Source organism: uncultured Aquimonas sp., assembly GCF_937888285.1.
Lineage (GTDB): Bacteria > Pseudomonadota > Gammaproteobacteria > Xanthomonadales > Xanthomonadaceae > Aquimonas.
On record NZ_CALART010000023.1, the window covers coordinates 1 to 17870 of the forward strand.

General features: G+C 69.9%; 22 protein-coding genes. 9 read left to right on the plus strand and 13 right to left on the minus strand.

Going from position 1 to position 17870, the window contains the following annotated elements; genetic code table 11:
- Positions 1-142: 30S ribosomal protein S21 (rpsU, locus tag Q0654_RS06425; RefSeq protein WP_298851938.1), on the minus strand; the 142-nt coding region annotated here is incomplete at its 3' end.
- Between the two features lie 143 nt (positions 143-285).
- Here rpsU and tsaD point away from each other — a divergent pair.
- Genes tsaD through folK form a run of 3 tightly spaced genes read left to right on the plus strand, consistent with a single transcriptional unit; the run spans position 286 to position 2184 of the window.
- Positions 286-1299: a tRNA (adenosine(37)-N6)-threonylcarbamoyltransferase complex transferase subunit TsaD gene (tsaD, locus tag Q0654_RS06430; RefSeq protein ID WP_298851709.1), complete on the plus strand. Its 1014-nt coding sequence runs from the start codon at positions 286-288 to the stop codon at positions 1297-1299.
- A gap of 40 nt (positions 1300-1339) precedes the next feature.
- Complete coding sequence (gene folB, locus Q0654_RS06435; RefSeq protein ID WP_298851712.1) at positions 1340-1705, plus strand: dihydroneopterin aldolase; 366 nt, start codon at positions 1340-1342, stop codon at positions 1703-1705.
- Positions 1702-2184: a 2-amino-4-hydroxy-6-hydroxymethyldihydropteridine diphosphokinase gene (gene folK, locus Q0654_RS06440; protein ID WP_298851714.1), complete on the plus strand. Its 483-nt coding sequence runs from the start codon at positions 1702-1704 to the stop codon at positions 2182-2184. The genes folB and folK overlap by 4 nt, the downstream gene beginning before the upstream one ends.
- Positions 2185-2293: 109 nt before the next feature.
- Here folK and Q0654_RS06445 read toward each other — a convergent pair whose 3' ends face one another.
- The 3 genes from Q0654_RS06445 to Q0654_RS06455 form a co-directional block, all read right to left on the minus strand.
- Complete coding sequence (locus Q0654_RS06445; RefSeq protein WP_298851716.1) at positions 2294-2869, minus strand: sulfur transferase domain-containing protein; 576 nt, start codon at positions 2867-2869, stop codon at positions 2294-2296.
- An 88-nt stretch (positions 2870-2957) separates the two neighbouring features.
- On the minus strand, positions 2958-3749 hold the full coding sequence (locus Q0654_RS06450) for a DUF2189 domain-containing protein (RefSeq protein WP_298851718.1): 792 nt from the start codon (positions 3747-3749) through the stop codon (positions 2958-2960).
- Between the two features lie 114 nt (positions 3750-3863).
- Positions 3864-5546, minus strand: coding sequence for a hypothetical protein (locus Q0654_RS06455; protein ID WP_298851720.1), 1683 nt, complete (start codon positions 5544-5546; stop codon positions 3864-3866).
- Between the two features lie 266 nt (positions 5547-5812).
- Between Q0654_RS06455 and Q0654_RS06460 the strand changes: the two genes are divergently transcribed.
- Together Q0654_RS06460 and Q0654_RS06465 are read left to right on the plus strand one after the other, a co-directional pair.
- The gene (locus Q0654_RS06460) at positions 5813-6364 is read left to right on the plus strand and encodes a YaeQ family protein (protein ID WP_298851721.1); all 552 of its coding nucleotides are present in this window, start codon (positions 5813-5815) and stop codon (positions 6362-6364) included.
- Positions 6357-7544, plus strand: a complete 1188-nt coding sequence (locus Q0654_RS06465; protein ID WP_298851722.1) for an NAD(P)/FAD-dependent oxidoreductase — start codon at positions 6357-6359, stop codon at positions 7542-7544. Before Q0654_RS06460 ends, Q0654_RS06465 begins: the two co-directional genes overlap by 8 nt.
- Before the next feature lie 58 nt (positions 7545-7602).
- Here Q0654_RS06465 and Q0654_RS06470 read toward each other — a convergent pair whose 3' ends face one another.
- From Q0654_RS06470 to Q0654_RS06480, 3 genes are read right to left on the minus strand one after another with little or no spacing between them, the layout of a single operon-like run.
- Positions 7603-7887, minus strand: a complete 285-nt coding sequence (locus Q0654_RS06470) for a SemiSWEET transporter (protein ID WP_298851724.1) — start codon at positions 7885-7887, stop codon at positions 7603-7605.
- Between the two features lie 8 nt (positions 7888-7895).
- Positions 7896-8432, minus strand: coding sequence for a hypothetical protein (locus tag Q0654_RS06475; protein WP_298851727.1), 537 nt, complete (start codon positions 8430-8432; stop codon positions 7896-7898).
- 2 nt (positions 8433-8434) lie between these two features.
- On the minus strand, positions 8435-9145 hold the full coding sequence (locus Q0654_RS06480; protein WP_298851729.1) for a pseudouridine synthase: 711 nt from the start codon (positions 9143-9145) through the stop codon (positions 8435-8437).
- Positions 9146-9284: 139 nt separating this feature from the next.
- On the opposite strand from Q0654_RS06480, the gene Q0654_RS06485 reads away from it, so the two are divergent.
- A complete protein-coding gene (locus tag Q0654_RS06485) occupies positions 9285-9656 on the plus strand; it encodes a VOC family protein (RefSeq protein WP_298851730.1) in 372 nt (123 codons plus the stop codon).
- Positions 9657-9905: 249 nt separating this feature from the next.
- Here Q0654_RS06485 and dbpA read toward each other — a convergent pair whose 3' ends face one another.
- Positions 9906-11276 (minus strand): ATP-dependent RNA helicase DbpA, encoded by a 1371-nt coding sequence (dbpA, locus tag Q0654_RS06490; protein WP_298851732.1) that lies wholly within the window; start codon positions 11274-11276, stop codon positions 9906-9908.
- 150 nt (positions 11277-11426) lie between these two features.
- Here dbpA and Q0654_RS06495 point away from each other — a divergent pair, with 150 nt between their 5' ends.
- Positions 11427-11936, plus strand: coding sequence for a DUF1993 domain-containing protein (locus Q0654_RS06495; RefSeq protein WP_298851734.1), 510 nt, complete (start codon positions 11427-11429; stop codon positions 11934-11936).
- Positions 11937-12265: 329 nt separating this feature from the next.
- On the opposite strand, the gene Q0654_RS06500 is transcribed toward Q0654_RS06495, so the two are convergent.
- Genes Q0654_RS06500 through Q0654_RS06510 form a run of 3 tightly spaced genes read right to left on the minus strand, consistent with a single transcriptional unit; the run spans position 12266 to position 14591 of the window.
- The gene (locus Q0654_RS06500) at positions 12266-13594 is read right to left on the minus strand and encodes a sensor histidine kinase (RefSeq protein WP_298851736.1); all 1329 of its coding nucleotides are present in this window, start codon (positions 13592-13594) and stop codon (positions 12266-12268) included.
- Positions 13591-14277 carry a response regulator transcription factor gene (locus Q0654_RS06505; RefSeq protein WP_298851737.1) on the minus strand — a complete coding sequence of 229 codons (687 nt, stop codon included), beginning with the start codon at positions 14275-14277 and terminating at the stop codon, positions 13591-13593. Before Q0654_RS06505 ends, Q0654_RS06500 begins: the two co-directional genes overlap by 4 nt.
- A complete protein-coding gene (locus tag Q0654_RS06510) occupies positions 14277-14591 on the minus strand; it encodes a PepSY domain-containing protein (protein WP_298851738.1) in 315 nt (104 codons plus the stop codon). Before Q0654_RS06510 ends, Q0654_RS06505 begins: the two co-directional genes overlap by 1 nt.
- 133 nt (positions 14592-14724) lie before the next feature.
- Here Q0654_RS06510 and Q0654_RS06515 point away from each other — a divergent pair, with 133 nt between their 5' ends.
- On the plus strand, positions 14725-15186 hold the full coding sequence (locus Q0654_RS06515; RefSeq protein ID WP_298851740.1) for a PepSY domain-containing protein: 462 nt from the start codon (positions 14725-14727) through the stop codon (positions 15184-15186).
- A 158-nt stretch (positions 15187-15344) separates the two neighbouring features.
- Positions 15345-15641 carry a hypothetical protein gene (locus Q0654_RS06520; protein ID WP_298851742.1) on the plus strand — a complete coding sequence of 99 codons (297 nt, stop codon included), beginning with the start codon at positions 15345-15347 and terminating at the stop codon, positions 15639-15641.
- 27 nt (positions 15642-15668) lie between these two features.
- Here the strand turns inward: Q0654_RS06520 and Q0654_RS06525 are convergent, their stop codons facing one another.
- Both Q0654_RS06525 and Q0654_RS06530 read right to left on the minus strand, forming a co-directional pair.
- Entirely contained in the window at positions 15669-16502 is an 834-nt protein-coding gene (locus Q0654_RS06525) for an ATP-dependent Clp protease proteolytic subunit (protein ID WP_298851744.1), read from the minus strand.
- 58 nt (positions 16503-16560) lie between these two features.
- Entirely contained in the window at positions 16561-17823 is a 1263-nt protein-coding gene (locus Q0654_RS06530; RefSeq protein WP_298851746.1) for an NAD(P)/FAD-dependent oxidoreductase, read from the minus strand.
- Between the last annotated feature and the right edge of the window lie 47 nt (positions 17824-17870).

Genomic DNA, 17870 nt, shown 5'->3' on the forward strand with positions numbered 1-17870 from the left:
TGCGCTTGCGCTCCTGGGTCGGCTTCTCGTAGAACTCGCGCTTGCGGGTCTCGGCGAGGACGCCGGCCTTCTCGCAGGTGCGCTTGAAGCGACGCAGGGCAAACTCGAACGGCTCGTTTTCGCGGACTTTGACGCTGGGCATGGGATCTCCGGTGCTGATTCGGTGGGCCCCCGCGACAGTTGCCCGCGCGGTCGATGCGCGCAATGCGGGGGCGGGGAGCCGCGTATGATACGCGGCCTTCCAACGCCCTTGCAATCCGGGGCCTGATCTGCATCTTTCGCCCCATGAATGTGCTCGGCATCGAAACCTCCTGCGACGAGACCGGCGTGGCCCTCTACAGCCACGAACGCGGCCTGCTGGGCCATGCCCTGTACAGCCAGGTGCGCCTGCATGCCGACTACGGCGGGGTGGTGCCGGAGCTGGCCAGTCGCGACCACGTGCGCAAGCTGCTGCCGCTGATCCGCAGCTGCCTGGACCAGGCCGGCCTGGGGATGTCCGATCTCGATGGCGTCGCCTACACCGCCGGCCCCGGCCTGGTCGGTGCCCTGCTGGTAGGAGCGGCGACGGGACGGGCGATCGCCTGGTCGCTGGGTCTGCCGGCGATCGGCGTGCACCACATGGAGGGCCACCTGCTGGCGCCCCTGCTGGAGGCCGACGCGCCGCAGCCGCCTTTCGTGGCCCTGCTGGTCTCGGGCGGGCACAGCCAGCTGGTCGAGGTCGAGCGCATCGGCGTGTACCGCCTGCTGGGCGAGACCCTGGACGACGCCGCCGGCGAGGCCTTCGACAAGACCGCCAAGCTGCTGGGCCTGCCGTACCCGGGCGGCCCCGAGCTGGCGAAGCTGGCCGAATCCGGCGATCCCGCGCGCTACAGCTTCTCGCGGCCGATGACCGACCGGCCTGGTCTTGAGTTCAGCTTCTCGGGCCTCAAGACCCAGGTGCTGCTGGCCTGGCAGCAGTCGGACCAGAGCGCGCAGACCCGTGCCGACATCGCCCGCGGCTTCGAGGAGGCTGTGGTCGAGACGTTGGCGATCAAGTGCGAGCGTGCCCTGAAGGCGACGGGCGCGAAGACTCTGGTGGTGGCTGGCGGCGTCGGCGCCAACCGCCGCCTGCGTGCGCGGCTCGACGAGCTGAGTCGGCGGCGCAAGGTCAAAGTGAGTTTCCCGCGCCCGGAGTTCTGCACCGACAACGGCGCGATGATCGCCTTCGCCGGCGCCCTGCGGCTGGCGGCGGGCCAGCACGATGCCGATGCGCTCACCGTGCGGCCACGCTGGGATATGGCAGGCTTGCCGGCCGCTTGAGTCGGCGCGCCCGCCGCTTGCTCCCACATCAGGACTCCGCATGGACAAGGTTTTCATCGAGGCGCTCGAGATCGAGTGCCTGATCGGCATCTACGACTGGGAGCGGCGCATCCGCCAGCCGATCGTGCTGGATATCGAAATGGCCTTCGACAACCGCGTGCCGGCGGCGTCCGACGACATCCGCGACACCCTTGATTACAAAGCCGTCAGCAAGCGCCTGATGCAGTTCGTCGGCGAGTCGAGCTTCGGCCTCGTGGAAACGCTTGCCGAGCGCTGTGCGGCGATCATCCTCGACGAGTTCAAAGTCAGCCACGTACGCCTGAAGCTCTCGAAGCCGGGGGCGGTGCGCGGTGCGCGCGCGGTGGGCGTGCTGATCGAGCGCAGCCGCACCGACGCTGCGGCATGAGCCTCGCCCTGCTCAGCCTGGGCAGCAACCAGCAGCCCGAGCACTATCTGCGCGCCGCGGCTGATGCCCTGCGCCAGCGCTTTCCCGGCGCCCACTTCTCGCCGGTGTATCGCACGCCTGCCGTCGGATTCGAGGGGCCGGATTTCCTCAATGCAGCGGCGGCGATCGACAGCGACCTCGACCCGTTTGCGCTCAACGACTGGCTGCATGCGCTGGAAGACGTCAATGGCCGCCGCCGCGACGTGCCGCGTTTCTCCTCGCGCACGCTCGACGTCGACATCGTCTACTTCGAGGATCGCGTGCTGGAAGGCCCAGGCAACCTCAAGCTGCCGCGGCCGGAGCTGAAGTTCGCCTTCGTCCTGAAACCGCTGGTCGATCTTGCGCCGGACTTCATCGATCCGGTACAGGGCCAGGCGCTTGACGCGCTGTGGCGGGCCTCGGGGCTGGTGTCGCCGGTCCGCGACCTGCTCGATCTCTGAGCGGTTCCGCCAGGGATGCGCAGACTCTGCACGCAGGATCGCCACTCCCGCGCGTCTCGCCTTGGACAGCCAGCGGCGGCAGCGATGGACGGATGCCACTGATCCGCTTTCAGTCTTCGTCGTCGCTCTTGAGCTCCAGCCGCAGCGGCAGGCCGGTCATCTGCTCCAGTGGCAGCGGCCAGTGGCCCAGCGGCGCCAGCGAGCGCAGGGCATCCTCTGGGCTCACGCCCTGATGCTTGACCGCATAGGCGGCGTACAGCCAGCCCGCGCGCACGCCGGTCGCGCAGTGCACCAGCAGCTTGCCCTCGGACCTGGCCAGGGCCTCGGCGAAGGCGTCGACCGCCGCGGGGCTGAAAGGGTGCGCCTTGCCGTCAATCGGATGGGCGCGATAGTCGAGCCCCAGTTCGGCGGCGAGCGCGGCCTCGTCGAAAGGCACGCGGCTGCGGTCGGCCATCTCCTCGGGCGTGCGCAGGTTCAGCACGGTGCTGACGCCGCGCTCGCTCCACTGCCGCAGGTCGTCGGCCGTGGGCTGGGCGCTGACCACGATGCGCTCGAAGCTGAGTGCACCAGGCTGGGCCGAGGGCATCGGCTTCGGCGTGGGCGCAGATGCGGTCCTGGGTGTGCTGGCGCAGGCGGCCAGCAGTGCGCACAGGAGCAGGAGCAGCAGCGATGAGGCGTGGCGCATGGCGGTCATCTCCGTGGCGGCGAAGGGCGTGGGCTGAATCCTGCCGAGGTCGGCGCGCGTCGTCGACGCATCCGCCGCGGGCGCGCCTTCAGTCGAGCGCTGGCCAGCTGCTCGCGTCCAGCGTCTCCCGATAGCCGTGCCAGGCGGCGTAGGCCAGCCAGGGCATGACAAGCCCAAGGCCGAGGAAGGCGGTGGCGAAGCCGACCGCGGTGAGCACCACGATCAGCCCGACCCAGACCAGCATGGTGATCTTGTTGCGCATCACCGCATGGATACTCGACACGCAGGCGGTGACCATGTCGACCTCACGGTCGGCGATCATCGGCAGCGAAAAGGCAGCCGTGGCGAAGGTGATCGCGGCGAACAGCGAGCCCACCGCCGAGCCGATCAGCAGGAACTCCAGAAGGCCGTGGAGGTTGCTGGCGTCCACCGGAAAGAATGCATTGACCATCATTCCGGCGCGCGACCAGACCAGCAGGATCACCAGCTGCGCCAGCGCGAACACGCCGGCCTGACCCACCACGCGGCGGGCCAGGGTGAAGGAATCCGCCAGCGTTGGCCTGCGCCCTGCAGCGAGGCCACGGCTGACGCAGTACAGGCCGACCGCGAGCAGCGGCGCGATGAAGACGAAGCCCGAGAGCAGGGTCGCCAGCAGGGCGAAGCGGCCCAGCGACCAGGCCAGCGCCGAGACGGCAATGCTGACCGCGACGATGACGAGGCCGAACACTGCGCTCAAGCCCGGCGCGGCGCACAGGTCGCGCCAGCCCAGCCGCAGCCAGCGCAGGGGCGCGAAGGGATGCAGGTCCGTGCAGGGCACGACGAAGGGGCGGTCGTCGGTGGCGGCGGGCTCCGGGGCTGCAGGCGGCGCGGGCTCGTGCATGGCGTGATCCGACAGGCGACAGGCCGGGAGGCTAGCAAGTCCGCCGTCGCGCATCGCGCTGCGTCGCAACAGCAGCCCCACACGGCCAGCGGCGCGTGCGGGGCTGTCGACTTTTCAGTCGGCGCTCTTCAGCGGCGCCTTGGCGAAGGCCGCCAGCTCCTTGAGCAGGCCCTGGCTGTAGTCCAGCGAGCGCTGCCAGTCGGCCGCCAGCTCGCCCATGCCCTCGAACAGGGCGCGACGCGCCTCGTCCAGCACGCCATCGGGATCGAGATCGCCCACTTCGATCTTGCCGCTGCGCGCCAGCTGCTGATGCACGTGATCGGCGCGACGGAGTGCCGCGCGTGCGATGTGGCCGAGCAGGTAGTCCTCCAGCAAGGGCCACGGCGGACAGCTGAGGCAGGGGTCGGGGCGCGGCCAGCGGAAGCGCCAGAAATCGGCCAGGCGCGGAACCTCGAACACCAGGTCGAACAGCCACTCGCTGACCTGGCAGGGCCCGAGCAGCGGGTACAGGTACTCGGCGAAGCTGCGCCCCAGCTCGACCGTGGGCATGCGCGCATCGAGCTCCTGCAGGTAGGCATAGCTGAAGGGCAGGGCGGCGATGGCCGGCTCCAGCATGCGCGAGCGCCAGCCCGGCTTGGCCAGCCAGATCGCGACGTTGACGAAGTAGCGGCGGACCTTCGCCCACTCGACCCCGTTCTCGGCCTCCAGGCCCGCGAGGTTCATGTCGAACCAGTGGTGCCAGGTGGAATCGACCACCACGCGCCCCAGATTGACGCGCTGGCCGTCGTAGATGGTGATGGCGGCGAACTTGCGCCCGGGCTGGTCGCCCTTGTCCAGGTTCCAGGGCGGGTCGGGCAGGCTGCGCACATGGGCGATCGCGCGCGGCATCGGCGGGTTCGCGCCGGTCTGCGGGAAATCGCCCTGCGGATCGGTGATCTCGTCGGTGTCGTAGCACCAGCCTTCGTGCGGATGATCGGGAAACACGTCGATCGGCCCGTGCTGGGGATGGCAGAGGATCGGATGCGGGCGCTTGAACACACGCAGCCCGCGCACGAAGCTCGATTCCGGCACCCACTCCAGCGGCTGCGGATTGGCGTCCCGTTCGACGCCATTCGGGATTATCGCCGGACTGGGATTGCTGACCGGATGCCAGGTCTGCGCGGCGCTGGCCGGGCGATTGGTGTCGTGGCGGCTGCTGCCGGTCCGGTGCGGCACCGATTCCGCGGCCTTCCAACGGCGCATGCGGCGAACCCGCGGGATGTTGCTGCACATGCTGGCGCCGAGGATGGCGTGATCGCCCATCGCCAGCAGGCCGCCCATGCGCTGGTCCATCCAGGTGCGCAGCACGGCGGCCTCCGTGTCCGAGGTCGGATTGTTGCCGGCGGCGGTGATCTGGGCGTCGTCCTGCAGCGTCGGATTGTGGATGAGTGGACGGATGCCGAAGCACCAGATCTGGTCGAACAGATCGATGCTGCGGCCGCCGCCCGCCTCGGTCTGGTCGAAGCGGAAGCCGGTGTAGGTGGCCTGCTGCAGGCGCTGGGCCTCGCTGAGCGCGGCCTTGGCCTGCGGGCCGTCGCGGGTGGCCAGCACCACGCGCGTGCGGGCGAAGCCGAAGTCGGCGCCATCGACGATCGCAGCGATCTTGCCGATGCCGAAATCGCCGGCGGTGGAGCTCAGCGCGATGCCGCCGTCGACCAGGATCAGGATGTTCTGCGTGCGCAGCAGGCTGAGTTTGGGCCGGAGCTGGTCGAGGATCGGGACGACCCGGTCGGCGTGGATGCTGAAGCGTGGAAACATGGGGACACTCCTTGAAAGAGATTCAAGGAGTCGCGTGGCGCTCCCGGTGGCGTCGAGCGACTCGCTGCGGGCGCGACTGCATGGCGCGCCCGGGGTTCAGTGGCGGGAGATGCCGGCGCCGCGGGGCGATCCTTCGTCCGGCGGCGCTCGGTGAGTGCTCAGGGGTGCACGTCGCGGGCGTTGTCCCAGCCGTTCGTCGCCTCGGCCCGGTGGGCTGGGGCTTTCGGTCGGCCTACACTGCGCGCCCCGACATGCAGCGGATCCCCATGGCGCTCAAAGCCACCGTCCATCGCGCCGAGCTCGAAATCAGCGATCTCGACCGGCACTACTACGCCAGCCACAGCCTGACCCTCGCGCAGCATCCGTCCGAGACCGATGCGCGCCTGATGGTGCGGCTGTTCGCCTTCGCCCTGTTCGCGCAGGAGCGGCTGGAGTTCGGCCGCGGCCTGAGCGCCGACGGCGAGCCGGACCTGTGGCTCAAGTCGCTGACCGGCGAAATCGAGCATTGGATCGAGCTGGGCCAGCCCGAGGAAGCGGCGATCCGTCGCGCCTGCGGCCGCGCGCGCAAGGTCAGCCTGATCGGCTACAGCGGTCGCGCCTTCCAGATCTGGTGGGAAAAGAACGCCAGCGCGCTCTCGCGCTGCGCCAACCTCGAAGTGATCGAGCTGCCGGCCGGCAGCGCCGAAGCCCTGGCGGGCCTGCTGGCGCGCGGCATGCGCCTGCAGTGCATCGTGCAGGAGGGCGAGGTGCAGCTGATGAGCGAAAGCGCCAGCGTCACGGTGACGCCGGTGCTGCTGCAGGCAGCCACGCGTGGCTGAGGTCGATGCCCTTGATGTGCTGGTCATCGGCGGCGGCGCCGCTGGACTGTTCTGTGCGCTCACCGCCGGCCAGCGCGGCAAGCGCGTGCGGGTGATCGAGCACGCCAACCGCTGCGGCAAGAAGATCCTGATGTCCGGTGGCGGACGCTGCAATTTCACCAACACCGGCGCGCGCCCGGAGAACTTCCTCTCGGCCAACCCGCATTTCTGCAAGTCGGCGCTGGCGCGCTACCGGCCCGAGCATTTCATCGCCATGGTCGAGCGCCACGGCATCGCCTATCACGAGAAAGAGCTGGGCCAGCTGTTCTGTGATGAATCGTCCAAGCAGATCGTGCGCATGCTGCTCGACGAGTGCGCAGCGGCCGGCGTCGACATCCGCACGCAGTGCTCGATCGAAGCCGTCGAGAAGACCGACGCGGGCTTCCGCCTGCGCACCACCCAAGGCGTGTTCGAAGCGCCGACGCTGGTGGTGGCCAGCGGCGGTCTGTCGATTCCCAGCATGGGCGCGAGCGGCTTTGGCTATGCATTGGCGAAGCAGTTTGGCCACAGCGTGCTGCCGACCCGCGCCGGCCTGGTGCCGCTCACGCTCAGCGGCACTCATGCCGAGCGCATGCAGGATCTCGCCGGCGTCGCCCTGCCGATCACGGTGACGGCGGGCAAGCAGAGCTTCAGCAACGCCATGCTGATCACCCATCGCGGCATCAGCGGGCCGGCGATCCTGCAGATCTCCTCCTACTGGCAGCCGGGCGAGCCGCTGACGCTCGATCTGCTGCCCGGCGAGGATGCCTTCGCTCGGCTCAAGGCACTGCGCGAGGCGCGTCCGGCCGCCGAGCTGCGCACCGTGCTGGCCGAGTTGCTGCCCAAGCGACTCGCCCAGCGCCTGTGCGAGGAGAACTTCGAGAGCCGGCCGATGCGCCAGTTCAACCCGAAAGCGCTGCAGCAGATCGCCGACGCCCTGCAGCGCTACCCGCTCATCGCCAGCGGCACCGAGGGCTATCGCACCGCCGAGGTCACGCTGGGCGGGGTCGACACCCGCGAGTTGTCGTCCAGCACGATGGAATCGAAGCTCTGCCCCGGGCTGTATTTCGTCGGCGAAGTGATGGACGTCACCGGCTGGCTGGGCGGCTACAACTTGCAGTGGGCCTGGGCGTCAGGGCATGCCGCGGGGCAGGCTGCCTAGCGGAATCCTGGTGCTTCGCGTGCCATCCTGAGTGGTGATCGGCATCGTGCGTCGCCGCTCAATCAGCGGGTCGCGCCGCGCCGGGATGTCGCCGGTACCACACCACCTGGCCCAGGTTGATCAGGTTCACGCTGAGGGTGAACACGTTCGACAGGATGATGGGCAGGTCGTTCAGGACGATGCCGTAGCCGAGCCAGAGCAGTACGCCCAGGCTGAAGACGCTGAAGCTGACCAGCGACAGATCGCCTGCGCTGCGCCGGCGGAAGTTACGCACCACCTGCGGCAGGAAGGCCACGCTGGTGCAGAAGGCGGCGCAGAGGCCGAGAACGGTGACCGGTTCCATGAGGCCCCTCAGAGAGCAAAGCGGCGGCGTACGTCCGCCCAGTCGCGGACGCGGACCGGGGCGTCTTCCAGGAGATTGTGCGGCGCGCTGAACAGCAGGCCCTGGCCGCGGAAGCCGGTGAAGTTGCGGCTGTGGTCGTCGATCAGGAAATCGGCGCAGACCGCCGACTTGTCGCCACAGTAGATGAAGTTGCGCCAGGGCACGAAGGGGAAGTGCTGGTGCAGCCAGTGGTATTTCGGCAGGAAGGAGTTCGGATACTCCATCGCCGCGGTGGCGAAGAAGATCTCGTAGCGTTCGTTGAGCTCGCGCACGACCTCGACGCTGCCCTCGATCACGTCGAGATCGTGGAAGAACTCCTCGCGGTGCGGATAGGCGCGCACCGCGTCGCGGCGCTCGATCGGCACCGCCTCGAACAGATGGCGGCCGGCCAGGCTGGCGCGCTCGATGCGCTCGCCGTACTCGCGCTCGTAGATCGCGAGGAAGCGGCCGAGCGAGTCGGCCACCACCTCGTCCATGTCGATGGCGATGCGCTGCTTTTCGCGCATGGTTACCAGTCCGTGCGGCCGGGGATCAGCCCGCGCAGCTCGGCGTCGGTGAGGTTGCGCCACTGGCCGGGCTTCAGCACGCCGAGCTTGATGTTGTCGATGCGCACCCGGCGCAGCTCCTTGACGCGATAGCCGAAGGCCGCGGCCATCAGGCGGATCTGCCGGTTCAGGCCTTGCGTCAGCACGATGCGGAAGCCGTACTTGGCCAGCCGCGAGGTGCGGCAGGGCAGGGTCATCTGCCCGTGCACGCGCACGCCGCGGGCCATGCCGGTCAGGAACTCCGGCGTCACCGGGTTGTTGACCCCGACCAGGTATTCCTTCTCGTGGCGGTTCTCGGCGCGCAGGATCTCGTTGACGATGTCGCCGTTGCTGGTCAGCAGGATCAGGCCCTCGCTGTCCTTGTCGAGGCGGCCGATCGGAAAGATCCGCTGCTCGTGGCCGACGAAGTCGACGATGTTGCCTTTGACCTCGGTGTCGGTGGTGCAGGTGATACCGACCGGTTTGTACAGCGCGATGTAGACATGCCTGCGACCGCGCTTCTCTTCGCGCTTGGGCAGCGGGCGGCCGTCCAGCAGCACTTCGTCGCCTTCGCCGACCTCGGTGCCGATGCCGCCGCGCTGGCCGTTGACCGTGATGCGCCCGGCGGCGATCAGCCGGTCGGCCTCGCGGCGCGAGCAGTAGCCGGTGTCGGCGATGTGTTTGTTGAGGCGCATGGGGCGGGGGGATCCGGTGACGCGAAGGGCGCACATGATCGCAGCTGCGGCGGGGACGTGCATGGGCGCGCGCCGGCGCGCATGCTGTCGCGGCCGCGTTCACCCCGTGCACACCCGCCTCAATCGCAGGAGTCCCGCCATGCAGCTCGGTGCATTTTCCGTGAGCCTCAACGTCCGCGACATCGGCGCCTCGCGCGCCTTCTACGAGAAACTCGGCTTCAGCGTGTTCGGCGGCGACCAGGCGCAGAACTGGCTGATCATGAAGAACGGCAGCACCCTGGTCGGCCTGTTCCAGGGCATGTTCGAGCGGAACATGCTGACCTTCAACCCGGGCTGGGACAGCGAGGCGCAGCCGCTGCCGACGTTCGACGACGTGCGCGAGATCGAGCGGCAGCTGAAGGCGCAGGACCTCGAACTCGCCACCGAGGTCAAGCCCGACACGACCGGGCCGGGACACCTCGTGGTGATCGACCCGGACGGCAATCCGGTGCTGATCGACCAGCATCGGTGAGACGTTTGCCGCACAGGCACGCGCGAGGCGGTTGGGGAGGCTACGGTGGGCCAGGGCCCACCCTATTCAGATCATCGGCGTGGCGAACAAGACGACTCGCGTAGGGTGGGCCCTGGCCCACCATGAGCTCGAACGTTGATGCGCGCGTCTCTCATCGCGTGCACCCGGAAACTTCGCCCCTTGATTCCCCCTGAGCCCATAGGGTGGGCCCTGGCCCACCATGAGCTCGAATGCTGACGCCCACCCGCCTCACATCGCCCGCACCCGGAAGCTGCGCCCCTTGATCTTGCCGGCCTGCAGCCCGGCGATCGCCGCCTTCAGCACATCCGCGCGCACCGCCACGTAGCTGCGCGTCGGAAACACATCGATCTTGCCGATCGCGTCAGCCTTCAAGCCAGCGGCGCCCGTGAGCGCACCGAGGATGTCGCCCGGCCGCAGCTTGTCGGTGCGGCCGGCGTCGATGCGCAGGGTGCGCATGGCGGGCTTGGGCGCGTCGGTCGGGCGCGCATTCAGCGGCGCGCGGTTCCAGCGGATCGGCTCGCCGCGGCCGGCTTCGATGGCCTGCGCGCGCGGCATCTCGCGCGAAGTGACGAGGTTCAGCACCAGCCCGCTGCCTCCGGCGCGGGCGGTGCGGCCGCTGCGGTGGACATAGACATCCGCCTCGTGCGGCAGCTCGTAGTTGACCACGCAGGCGAGGTCCTTGACGTCGAGCCCGCGCGCGGCGACGTCGCTGGCGACCAGCACGCCCAGCGAGCGATTGGCGAACATCACCAGCACCTCGTCGCGGTCGCGCTGCTCCATGTCGCCATGCAGGGCGGCGGCGGAGAAGCCGGCGTTGGCCAGCGCGGTGGCGACGTCATCGACATCGCGCCGGGTATTGCAGAACACCACGGCCGACTCGGGCTTGAGCTGCAGCAGCAGGCCCATCAGGGCGGCGGGCTTGGCATCGAGCGCGACCTCGTAGAAGCGCGCGTCGATGTCCGGTGCGTGTGCCTCGCCCTCGATCGAAACCTCCACCGGCTCACGCAGGCTGTCCTTCGCAAGCGCGCGGATCTCCTCGGGCCAGGTGGCCGAGAACAGCAGGCTCTGCCGTGCCTTCGGCAGGCGCCTGACGATGTCCTTGATCGACTTTTCGAAGCCCATGTCGAGCATGCGGTCGGCCTCGTCCAGCACCAGCACCTCGATCGTCGACAGATCCAGCGCGCGCTTTTGCAGCAGCTCCTGCACGCGGCCGGGTGTGCCGACCACGATGTGTGGCGCGTGGGTCAGCGAAGCCAGCTGCGGGCCCAGCGCCACGCCGCCGGTGAACAGGCTGATCTTGACGTTGGGAATCGCCATCGCCAGCCGCCGCAGCTCCTTGCCGACCTGGTCGGCCAGCTCGCGGGTCGGGCACAGCACCAGGGCCTGGGTGCGGATGGCGGTGGCATCCAGCCGCTGCAGCAGGCCGAGCCCGAAGGCCGCGGTCTTGCCGCTGCCGGTGGGCGCCTGCGCCAGCACGTCGGCGCGCGCAAGGATCGGCGGCAGGGCCAGGGCCTGGATCGGCGTGGGCGTGTGGAAGCCCGCGGCTTCGATGGCCTGCCGCAGGGCAGGGATGAGCTCAAGTTCTTGGAAGGTCGACATGCGCCATGATCGCAGGCGGCGGCGAATCGCGCGATGCCGACTGCGCGAATCGCCTCAGACGCCGCCTTCCATGGCCAGCCGCGGCGAGAGGCGCGCAGCCCGTCGCGCCGGCAGGGGCTAACATCGGCTCCCTTTCGCAGGAGTCTCCCCATGCAGCAGCCCATGTACGTCGCCTCGATCCCGGTCTTCAAGCAGCTGCTCGGCGGTTTGAGCGGTGTCCTCACCAAGGCCGCGGAACACGCCGCCGCCCGCAAGATCGACCCGCCGGCCCTGCTGCAGGCGCGGCTGTTCCCGGACATGTTCCCGCTGCTGCGCCAGGTGCAGATCGCCACCGACTTCGCGCGCAGCGTGGCCGCGCGTCTGGCCGGGGTCGAGGTGCCGAGCGCGCCGGATACCGAGCAGAGCTTCGACGAGCTGCAGCAGCGCATCGCCAGCACGCTGGCTTTTCTCGACAGCCTCGACGCCGCCGCCTTCGAGGGCAGCGAGGGCCGCGAGATCGTGCTCCGCCCCGGCACGCCCAAGGAGCGCACGCTGAGCGGCCAGGCCTATCTGCTGTCCTACGGCCTGCCGCAGTTCTTCTTCCATGTCACCACGGCCTATGCCCTGCTGCGCCATGGCGGCGTGGAGATCGGCAAGCGTGACTACATGGGCAGCTACTGAGGGACGGCTTCCCCGGATCGCGCGGCTAGGCGTGCTTCTCGGATGCTCATGCAGGTGCGCGACACGCGCACCCTACGTATGCGATTCACCAGCGCGTCGCCGACGGGGTGTTCCTGCGCGATGCGCCAGATATTGCGAGTAGGGTGCGCCTGTGGCGCACAAGTCGAAGTAGGCTGCGCTTCTGTCGCACCAACCCAAGCAAGCCGCGCTTGCGGAGCACCAGGCGACGTTGGCCGCGCCTGCTGCTCACCGGACCCACCCACCGCGTCCGCGAAGCACGGTAAGCGTCACCGCCGATCCGGGACGTGGCGCGTTCGTCCAAGGCGGCCTCAATGCACGCGATCGATCTCGATCCGCGCCCGCAGGCCGCCGAGATCCGAGCGCAGCAGCTGCAGTCGGCCGCCGGCGGCCTCGAGCAGGTCCTCGACGATGGCGAGGCCGAGCCCCGAGCCGGGCACCCGCTCGTCGAGGCGCACGCCGCGCTGGCGCACGGCGCCGGCCGCGTCCTCACTCAGGCCGGGGCCGTCGTCGTCGAGCTGCAGCCAGAGCGTCGCGGGTGCGCTGCCCGCGCTGAGCTGCACCGCCGTGCGCGCCCACTTGCAGGCGTTGTCGAGCAAGTTGCCGAGCAGTTCCTGCAGGTCATCCTCGGCGTAGGGCAGCTGCAGGTTCGGCTCGATGTGGGCGTCGATCCGAATGTTGCGATCGGCGTGGATGCGCCGCATCAGTTCGATCAGCGTCGCCGCGACGGGCGCGAGCTCGCTGCGCGCGCGGAAGTCGCGAGCCACGCCGGCCTGCAGTTGGCGTGACACCGCCGCCTGCATGCGCGCGCTCTGTTCGCGCACGGTCACCGCGAGCTCGGGGCCGGGCCGCTGGGCGGCGGCGTCGAGCGCGGCAAGGGGCGTCTTCAGCGCATGCGCGAGGTCGGCGGCGGCGTGGCGCGCACGCTGCACCGAGCGTTCGTGATGCTCCAGCAGTTCGTCGAGATGAGCCACCAGCGGACCGAGCTCGGCGGGCAGGCCCTCGCGGCCGATGCGCGCGCGCGCGCCGCGGCGCACCTGCTCGACCTCAGCGGCGAGGCGCTTCAAGGGGCGCAGGCCCAGCCGCACCTGCACGGCCAGCAGTGCGGCCAGCAGCAGGAACAGCAGTGCCGTGGCGACCAGGGTCAGGCCGCGGAAGCGCTGCACGTCCTCGCGCAGCGGGCCCTCATCGAGGCCGACCCAGACCTCGACCGGCAGGCGCACGCGTGGCACCTGCACGCGCTGGCGCAGGGTGAGCAGCGCCTGGCCCGTGGGCCCGTCGATGCGCTCGACTGCCGCCTGTGGGCCCGCAAGCGTGGCGAAGACTGCGCGGAAATCCCACAGCGAGCGCGAGGTGAAGCCGCTGCCGTCCTCGCCGGCCTGCCAGTAGCGGCCGGAGAACACGCGCTCGTAGTCGGGGTCGCCCGGGCGGTCGCGCATGCCGAGGCTGCCGTCGGGCCGCGCTTCGAGGCGACCGACGATGCCGGCCAGCTCCTGTTCGAGGATGCGCAGCTGGCCGCGCTCGGCGATCACCCGGAAGGCTTCGCCGAGCAGCCAGGCGGCCAGCAGGCTCAGAAGCACGCCGCCGAGCAGGCCCACCCGCAGCAGGCGGGCGCGCAGCGAGCGCCCGGCCAGGTTCATTCGCCAGCGTCCGCGCCAGCTTCAGCCTCAGCTTCGAGCCGGAAGCCCTGGCCGCGGTGGGTGTGCAGCAGGCCGGGGCCGATCTTCCTGCGGATGCGCCCGACCAGCACGTCGAGCACGTTCGAGTCGGGGTCGTGGCCGCCTTCGTAGACGTGTTCGCCCAGTTCGCCGCGGCTGACGATGCGGCCGACGTTGTGCAGCAGGTAGCCGAGGATGCGCGACTCCTGGGCGGTCAGGCTGAGGCTGGCGCCGTCGAGGGCAAAGCGGCCGGCGTTGACGTCGTGGCTCAGTGGGCCGCACTCCAGCACCGGGCTGGCGTGGCCGCTGGCGCGGCGGATCAGGGCGCGCACCCGCAGCACCACTTCGTCGAGCAGGAAGGGTTTGGTCAGGTAGTCATCGGCACCGGCGTTGAAGCCGGCCAGCTTGTCGTGCCAGCGACCGCGCGCGGTCAGGACCAGCACCGGCAGCTTGACGCCCTGCTCGCGCCAGCGGTGCAGCACCGACAGGCCGTCCAGCGAGGGCAGGCCGAGATCCAGCACGGCGGCGGCATAGGCCTCGGTGGCGCCGCGGAACTCGGCCTCGCGGCCATCGGCGCAGTGTTCGGCGGTGAAGCCGGCGTCCTTCAGCGCGGCACAGACGCGCAGCGCCAGCTCGGCATCGTCCTCGGCGACCAGCACGCGCATCAGTCCTGCTCCATGTCCTTGAACTCGCCGGTGCTGGCGCGGTACTCAAGCTCCCACACGCGGCCATTGGCGTCGAGGATCTCGATCTCGTACTCGTCGTCGTCGAGATCGAACTCGATGTCGACCACGCGACCCGGCACGCGGCGCTGGGCGTCCTCGAGGATCGAATCGAGCGAAGCGAGTTCACCGCGCTGCACGGCTTCGCGCAGGCGGCGGGTCTCGGCGGGATCGGCGGGCTGCGCCGTGGCACTGCCGCCCGCGACGAGCACGAGGCAGACGAGTGCCGCAGGAAGTGCGAACAGGGGCTTGCGCATGCGCACAGGCTGCCAGCCGGGCTTAAATCGATCGTGAACCCGGCCCTCAGACTGGCCATAGGCGGGGTGTGGAGACTGCGCCCCACGCCGCGGCGATCCGCCCGGCCTGCATCCCAACCCGAGGAGAATCACCATGTCCAAGTCGTCCAACACCCTGCGTCGCTCCATGCTGATGTCCGCCATCGTCGCTGGCGCCATCGGTCTTGCCTTTGCCGCCCACGCCGTCACCCCGCGCTCGTCCGCCGATGTCGCTGCCGATCTGAATCGGGCCGGCTATGCGGAAGTGCGCGAGATCGAGTACGACGACGGCCTCTGGGAGGCCGAGGTGCGCCGCGCCGACGGCCGCTGGGGCGAAGTCCACGTCGATCCCGTCAGCGGCGAGGTCTTCGACGCACAGGCCGGCCGCGCGCTGCTGGATGCCGCGGCACTGGCCGCCGCGCTGCAGTCGCAGGGCTACACCGCGATCGAGGACCTGGATCGTGAAGGCGCCACCTGGAGCGCCGAGGCCGTGGGCCCGGATGGCCAGCGCGTCGAGCTGCGCCTGAGCGGCTACGACGGTCGCGTGCTGCACAGCGAGGCCGAGTGGGACGACTGAGCCGCAATCGATCATCGCCCAATGCAGGAGGCCGGTCCGAAAGGGTCGGCCTCGTTCCTTGAGGGGTGGGCTCGGAACAGAGACTGCGGTGGCATCGAGTCGCCGGTTGCCGCAGCCCTCGCGTACGCTGCGCGCCTGTCTGCAATGGATTGCCGCACATGGCGCCGAGCCCCGCCGTTGATTTCTTCCGTCTGCGCTGGCAGGGCGCCGTGCCGATGCGCCGACTGTTCTGGCGCGATCTGCTGCTGGTCGGCAGCGTGATCAATGGGGTGGCCAGTGTGGTCGGGCTCGCTCTGTTGGCCGGCGGCGCGCCCGCCTGGCTGGCCGTCGCCCTTCACTTCGCGCCCGTACCCTACAACCTGTTCCTGCTGCTCTCGGTCGGTCGTTCGCCGGAGCGCAGCACCGGGGTCGAACTGGTGGCCGGGCTGTGGTTCGTGGCGATGCTGCTGGTCTGATCGGACATCAGGGGCGTATGTGTTGTCTCACCTGTGCCTGTCTTCCTCGGCGCTTGGCCGCTCGCGCGGCGCGTACTCGACGCCGCCCAGCCCGCGCATCGGCTGCGGGTACAGGGCCATCAGGTCCAGCACCGATTCGGGCATGTCGATGTTGACCTTGAGGCCAAGTTCGGTGACCTGCTCGGGCGTGATCGGGTAGTCGTGGGTCCAGCGGCCCTCGGTCAGCGCCATCGCGACTTCCTCCGCGCGCTCCTTGCCAAGCCGGGCCAGCAGCAGGTCGGTCAGGCTCTCGCGCAGCTGGCGGATCGCCATCTGCGCCTGGTCGGCGAGGATCAGCGTGTCGTCTTCGACATCCTTCGGATCTTTCTGCGCGACCGCGCGCAGGATCGAGGCCGCCGGCACGTCGTCGATGGCCGGGTCGAGCGGGCCCAGCACCGCATGCGGGCTCATGACGATTTCATCGCCGGCGATCGCCAGCAGGGTGCCGCCGGACATCGCGTAGTGCGGCACCAGCGCGCGCACCGGGCCGGGGTGTCGCGCCAGCGCGCGGGCGATCTGCAGCGAGGCCAGCACCAGCCCGCCGGGCGTGTGCAGCACGAGGTCGATGGGTTGCTCCGGAGGCGTCTGGTGCACCGCGCGCACCACCGATTCGGCGTCGTCCATGTCGATGTAGCGCAGCAGCGGAACGCCCATCAGGCTCATGCGCTCCTCGCGATGCACCAGCAGGATCACCCGGCTGCCGCGCTCGGCCTCGATGGCCTCGCGAAGGCGGTCGCGCTGCCGCGCCAGCCACAGCCGGTGCAGGAAGGGCTGCAGGAACAGGGCGAAGGCGAGCAGGGCGAGCAGGCTGAGCAGGGTCATGCCGGGCGGCGTTCCATGGATGCGAGAGCCGGATCAGGCCGCAGGGCGGTGCCGCAGGTCAAGCGCGGTCACGCGCCGACGGCTTCGCGTGGCTGCGGTGGTCCGCAAGCGCCTGCAGCAGGGACGCGGGGATGCGTCTGCGCCCGAACAGGCCCTGCTGTGTGCCCGAGAGCACCGCCAGGCTCTGGCCGCGGCTGCCGGGCATCCTCGACAGCGGCAGGAACAGGGCATCGCGCAGGCGCGCGAGCAGGCGATGGTCGGACTGGAACAGCGGCGTCAGCCAGCGCGACCAGAGGTGGTAGATGCCGACGTGGGCGCGGCGTTCGGCGGCATAGCGGCGCAGCGCCGCGTCGACCCGCGACTCCGCGCGCAGGGCATCGCGCAGCGCCAGCGCGTCGAGTAGGGCCATGTTGACGCCCTGGCCGAGCTGCGGGCTCATCGCGTGCGCGGCGTCGCCGATGGCGCACAGGCGGCCCGTGTGCCAGCGCCGCAGCACGGTGTCGCGGTAGCTGGCGCGGGCCAGTCCTGAAGCCTCGGCCGGCAGACGCATGAGCACCTCGGTGGCTTCGGGCCAGAGCGCGTACAGCTCGCTGCGCCAGGCGTCCATATCGCCTGAGCGCCAGCGTTCGAACTCGGCGCAGGGCAGGCTCCAGAAGAAGCTGAGATGCGGGCGTGGGTTGGCTCCGCAGCCGCCGACCGGCAGCAGGCCAATCATCCGCCGGGCGCCCTGGTAGCGCTGGCGCAGTTCGGCCCCATGCGGCCAGCCTTCGGCCGGCAGCAGGCACCAGAGGGCGCCCCAGGGATAGGGCCGGTCCAGCCGATGCGGACCCAGCGCGGCGCGCAGCTGCGAGCCCGAACCGTCCGCGGCGATGACCAGATCGTAGGGGCCGTGCTGGCGACCGTCGGCAGTGTGCAGCCGGCCGTGTTCGGCATCCACCGACTGCACTTCGGCGGCGAATTGCAGCTGGGTTGCTTCGGAGCGCGCGGCATGCAGCAGCTGGAACAGGGCCGTGCGCTGCATGCCCAGACCGAACAGCTGCGGCTGCAGCTCGCTGTAGCGCATGTCCATGATGCGGCGGCCATTCGGCAGGTCGCCGAACAGTCGCCGCACCGGCGCGCCCAGCTGCAGGGCGGCATCGAGCAGGCCCAGCTCCAGCAGCACGCCCATGCCGGTCGGCTGCAGCAGGAAGCCCGCACCGACCGGGCCCGGGTGCGCCACCCGCTCGAACACTTCGACGCGATGGCCGTCGCGGGCCAGCAGCAGGCTGGCGGCCTGACCCGCGCTGCCGTAGCCGGCGATGGCGATGTGCAGGGGTTTCACTCGACGTTTCCCGGTGCGCGCTGGATGCGCCGAGTCTGCCTGCGCGA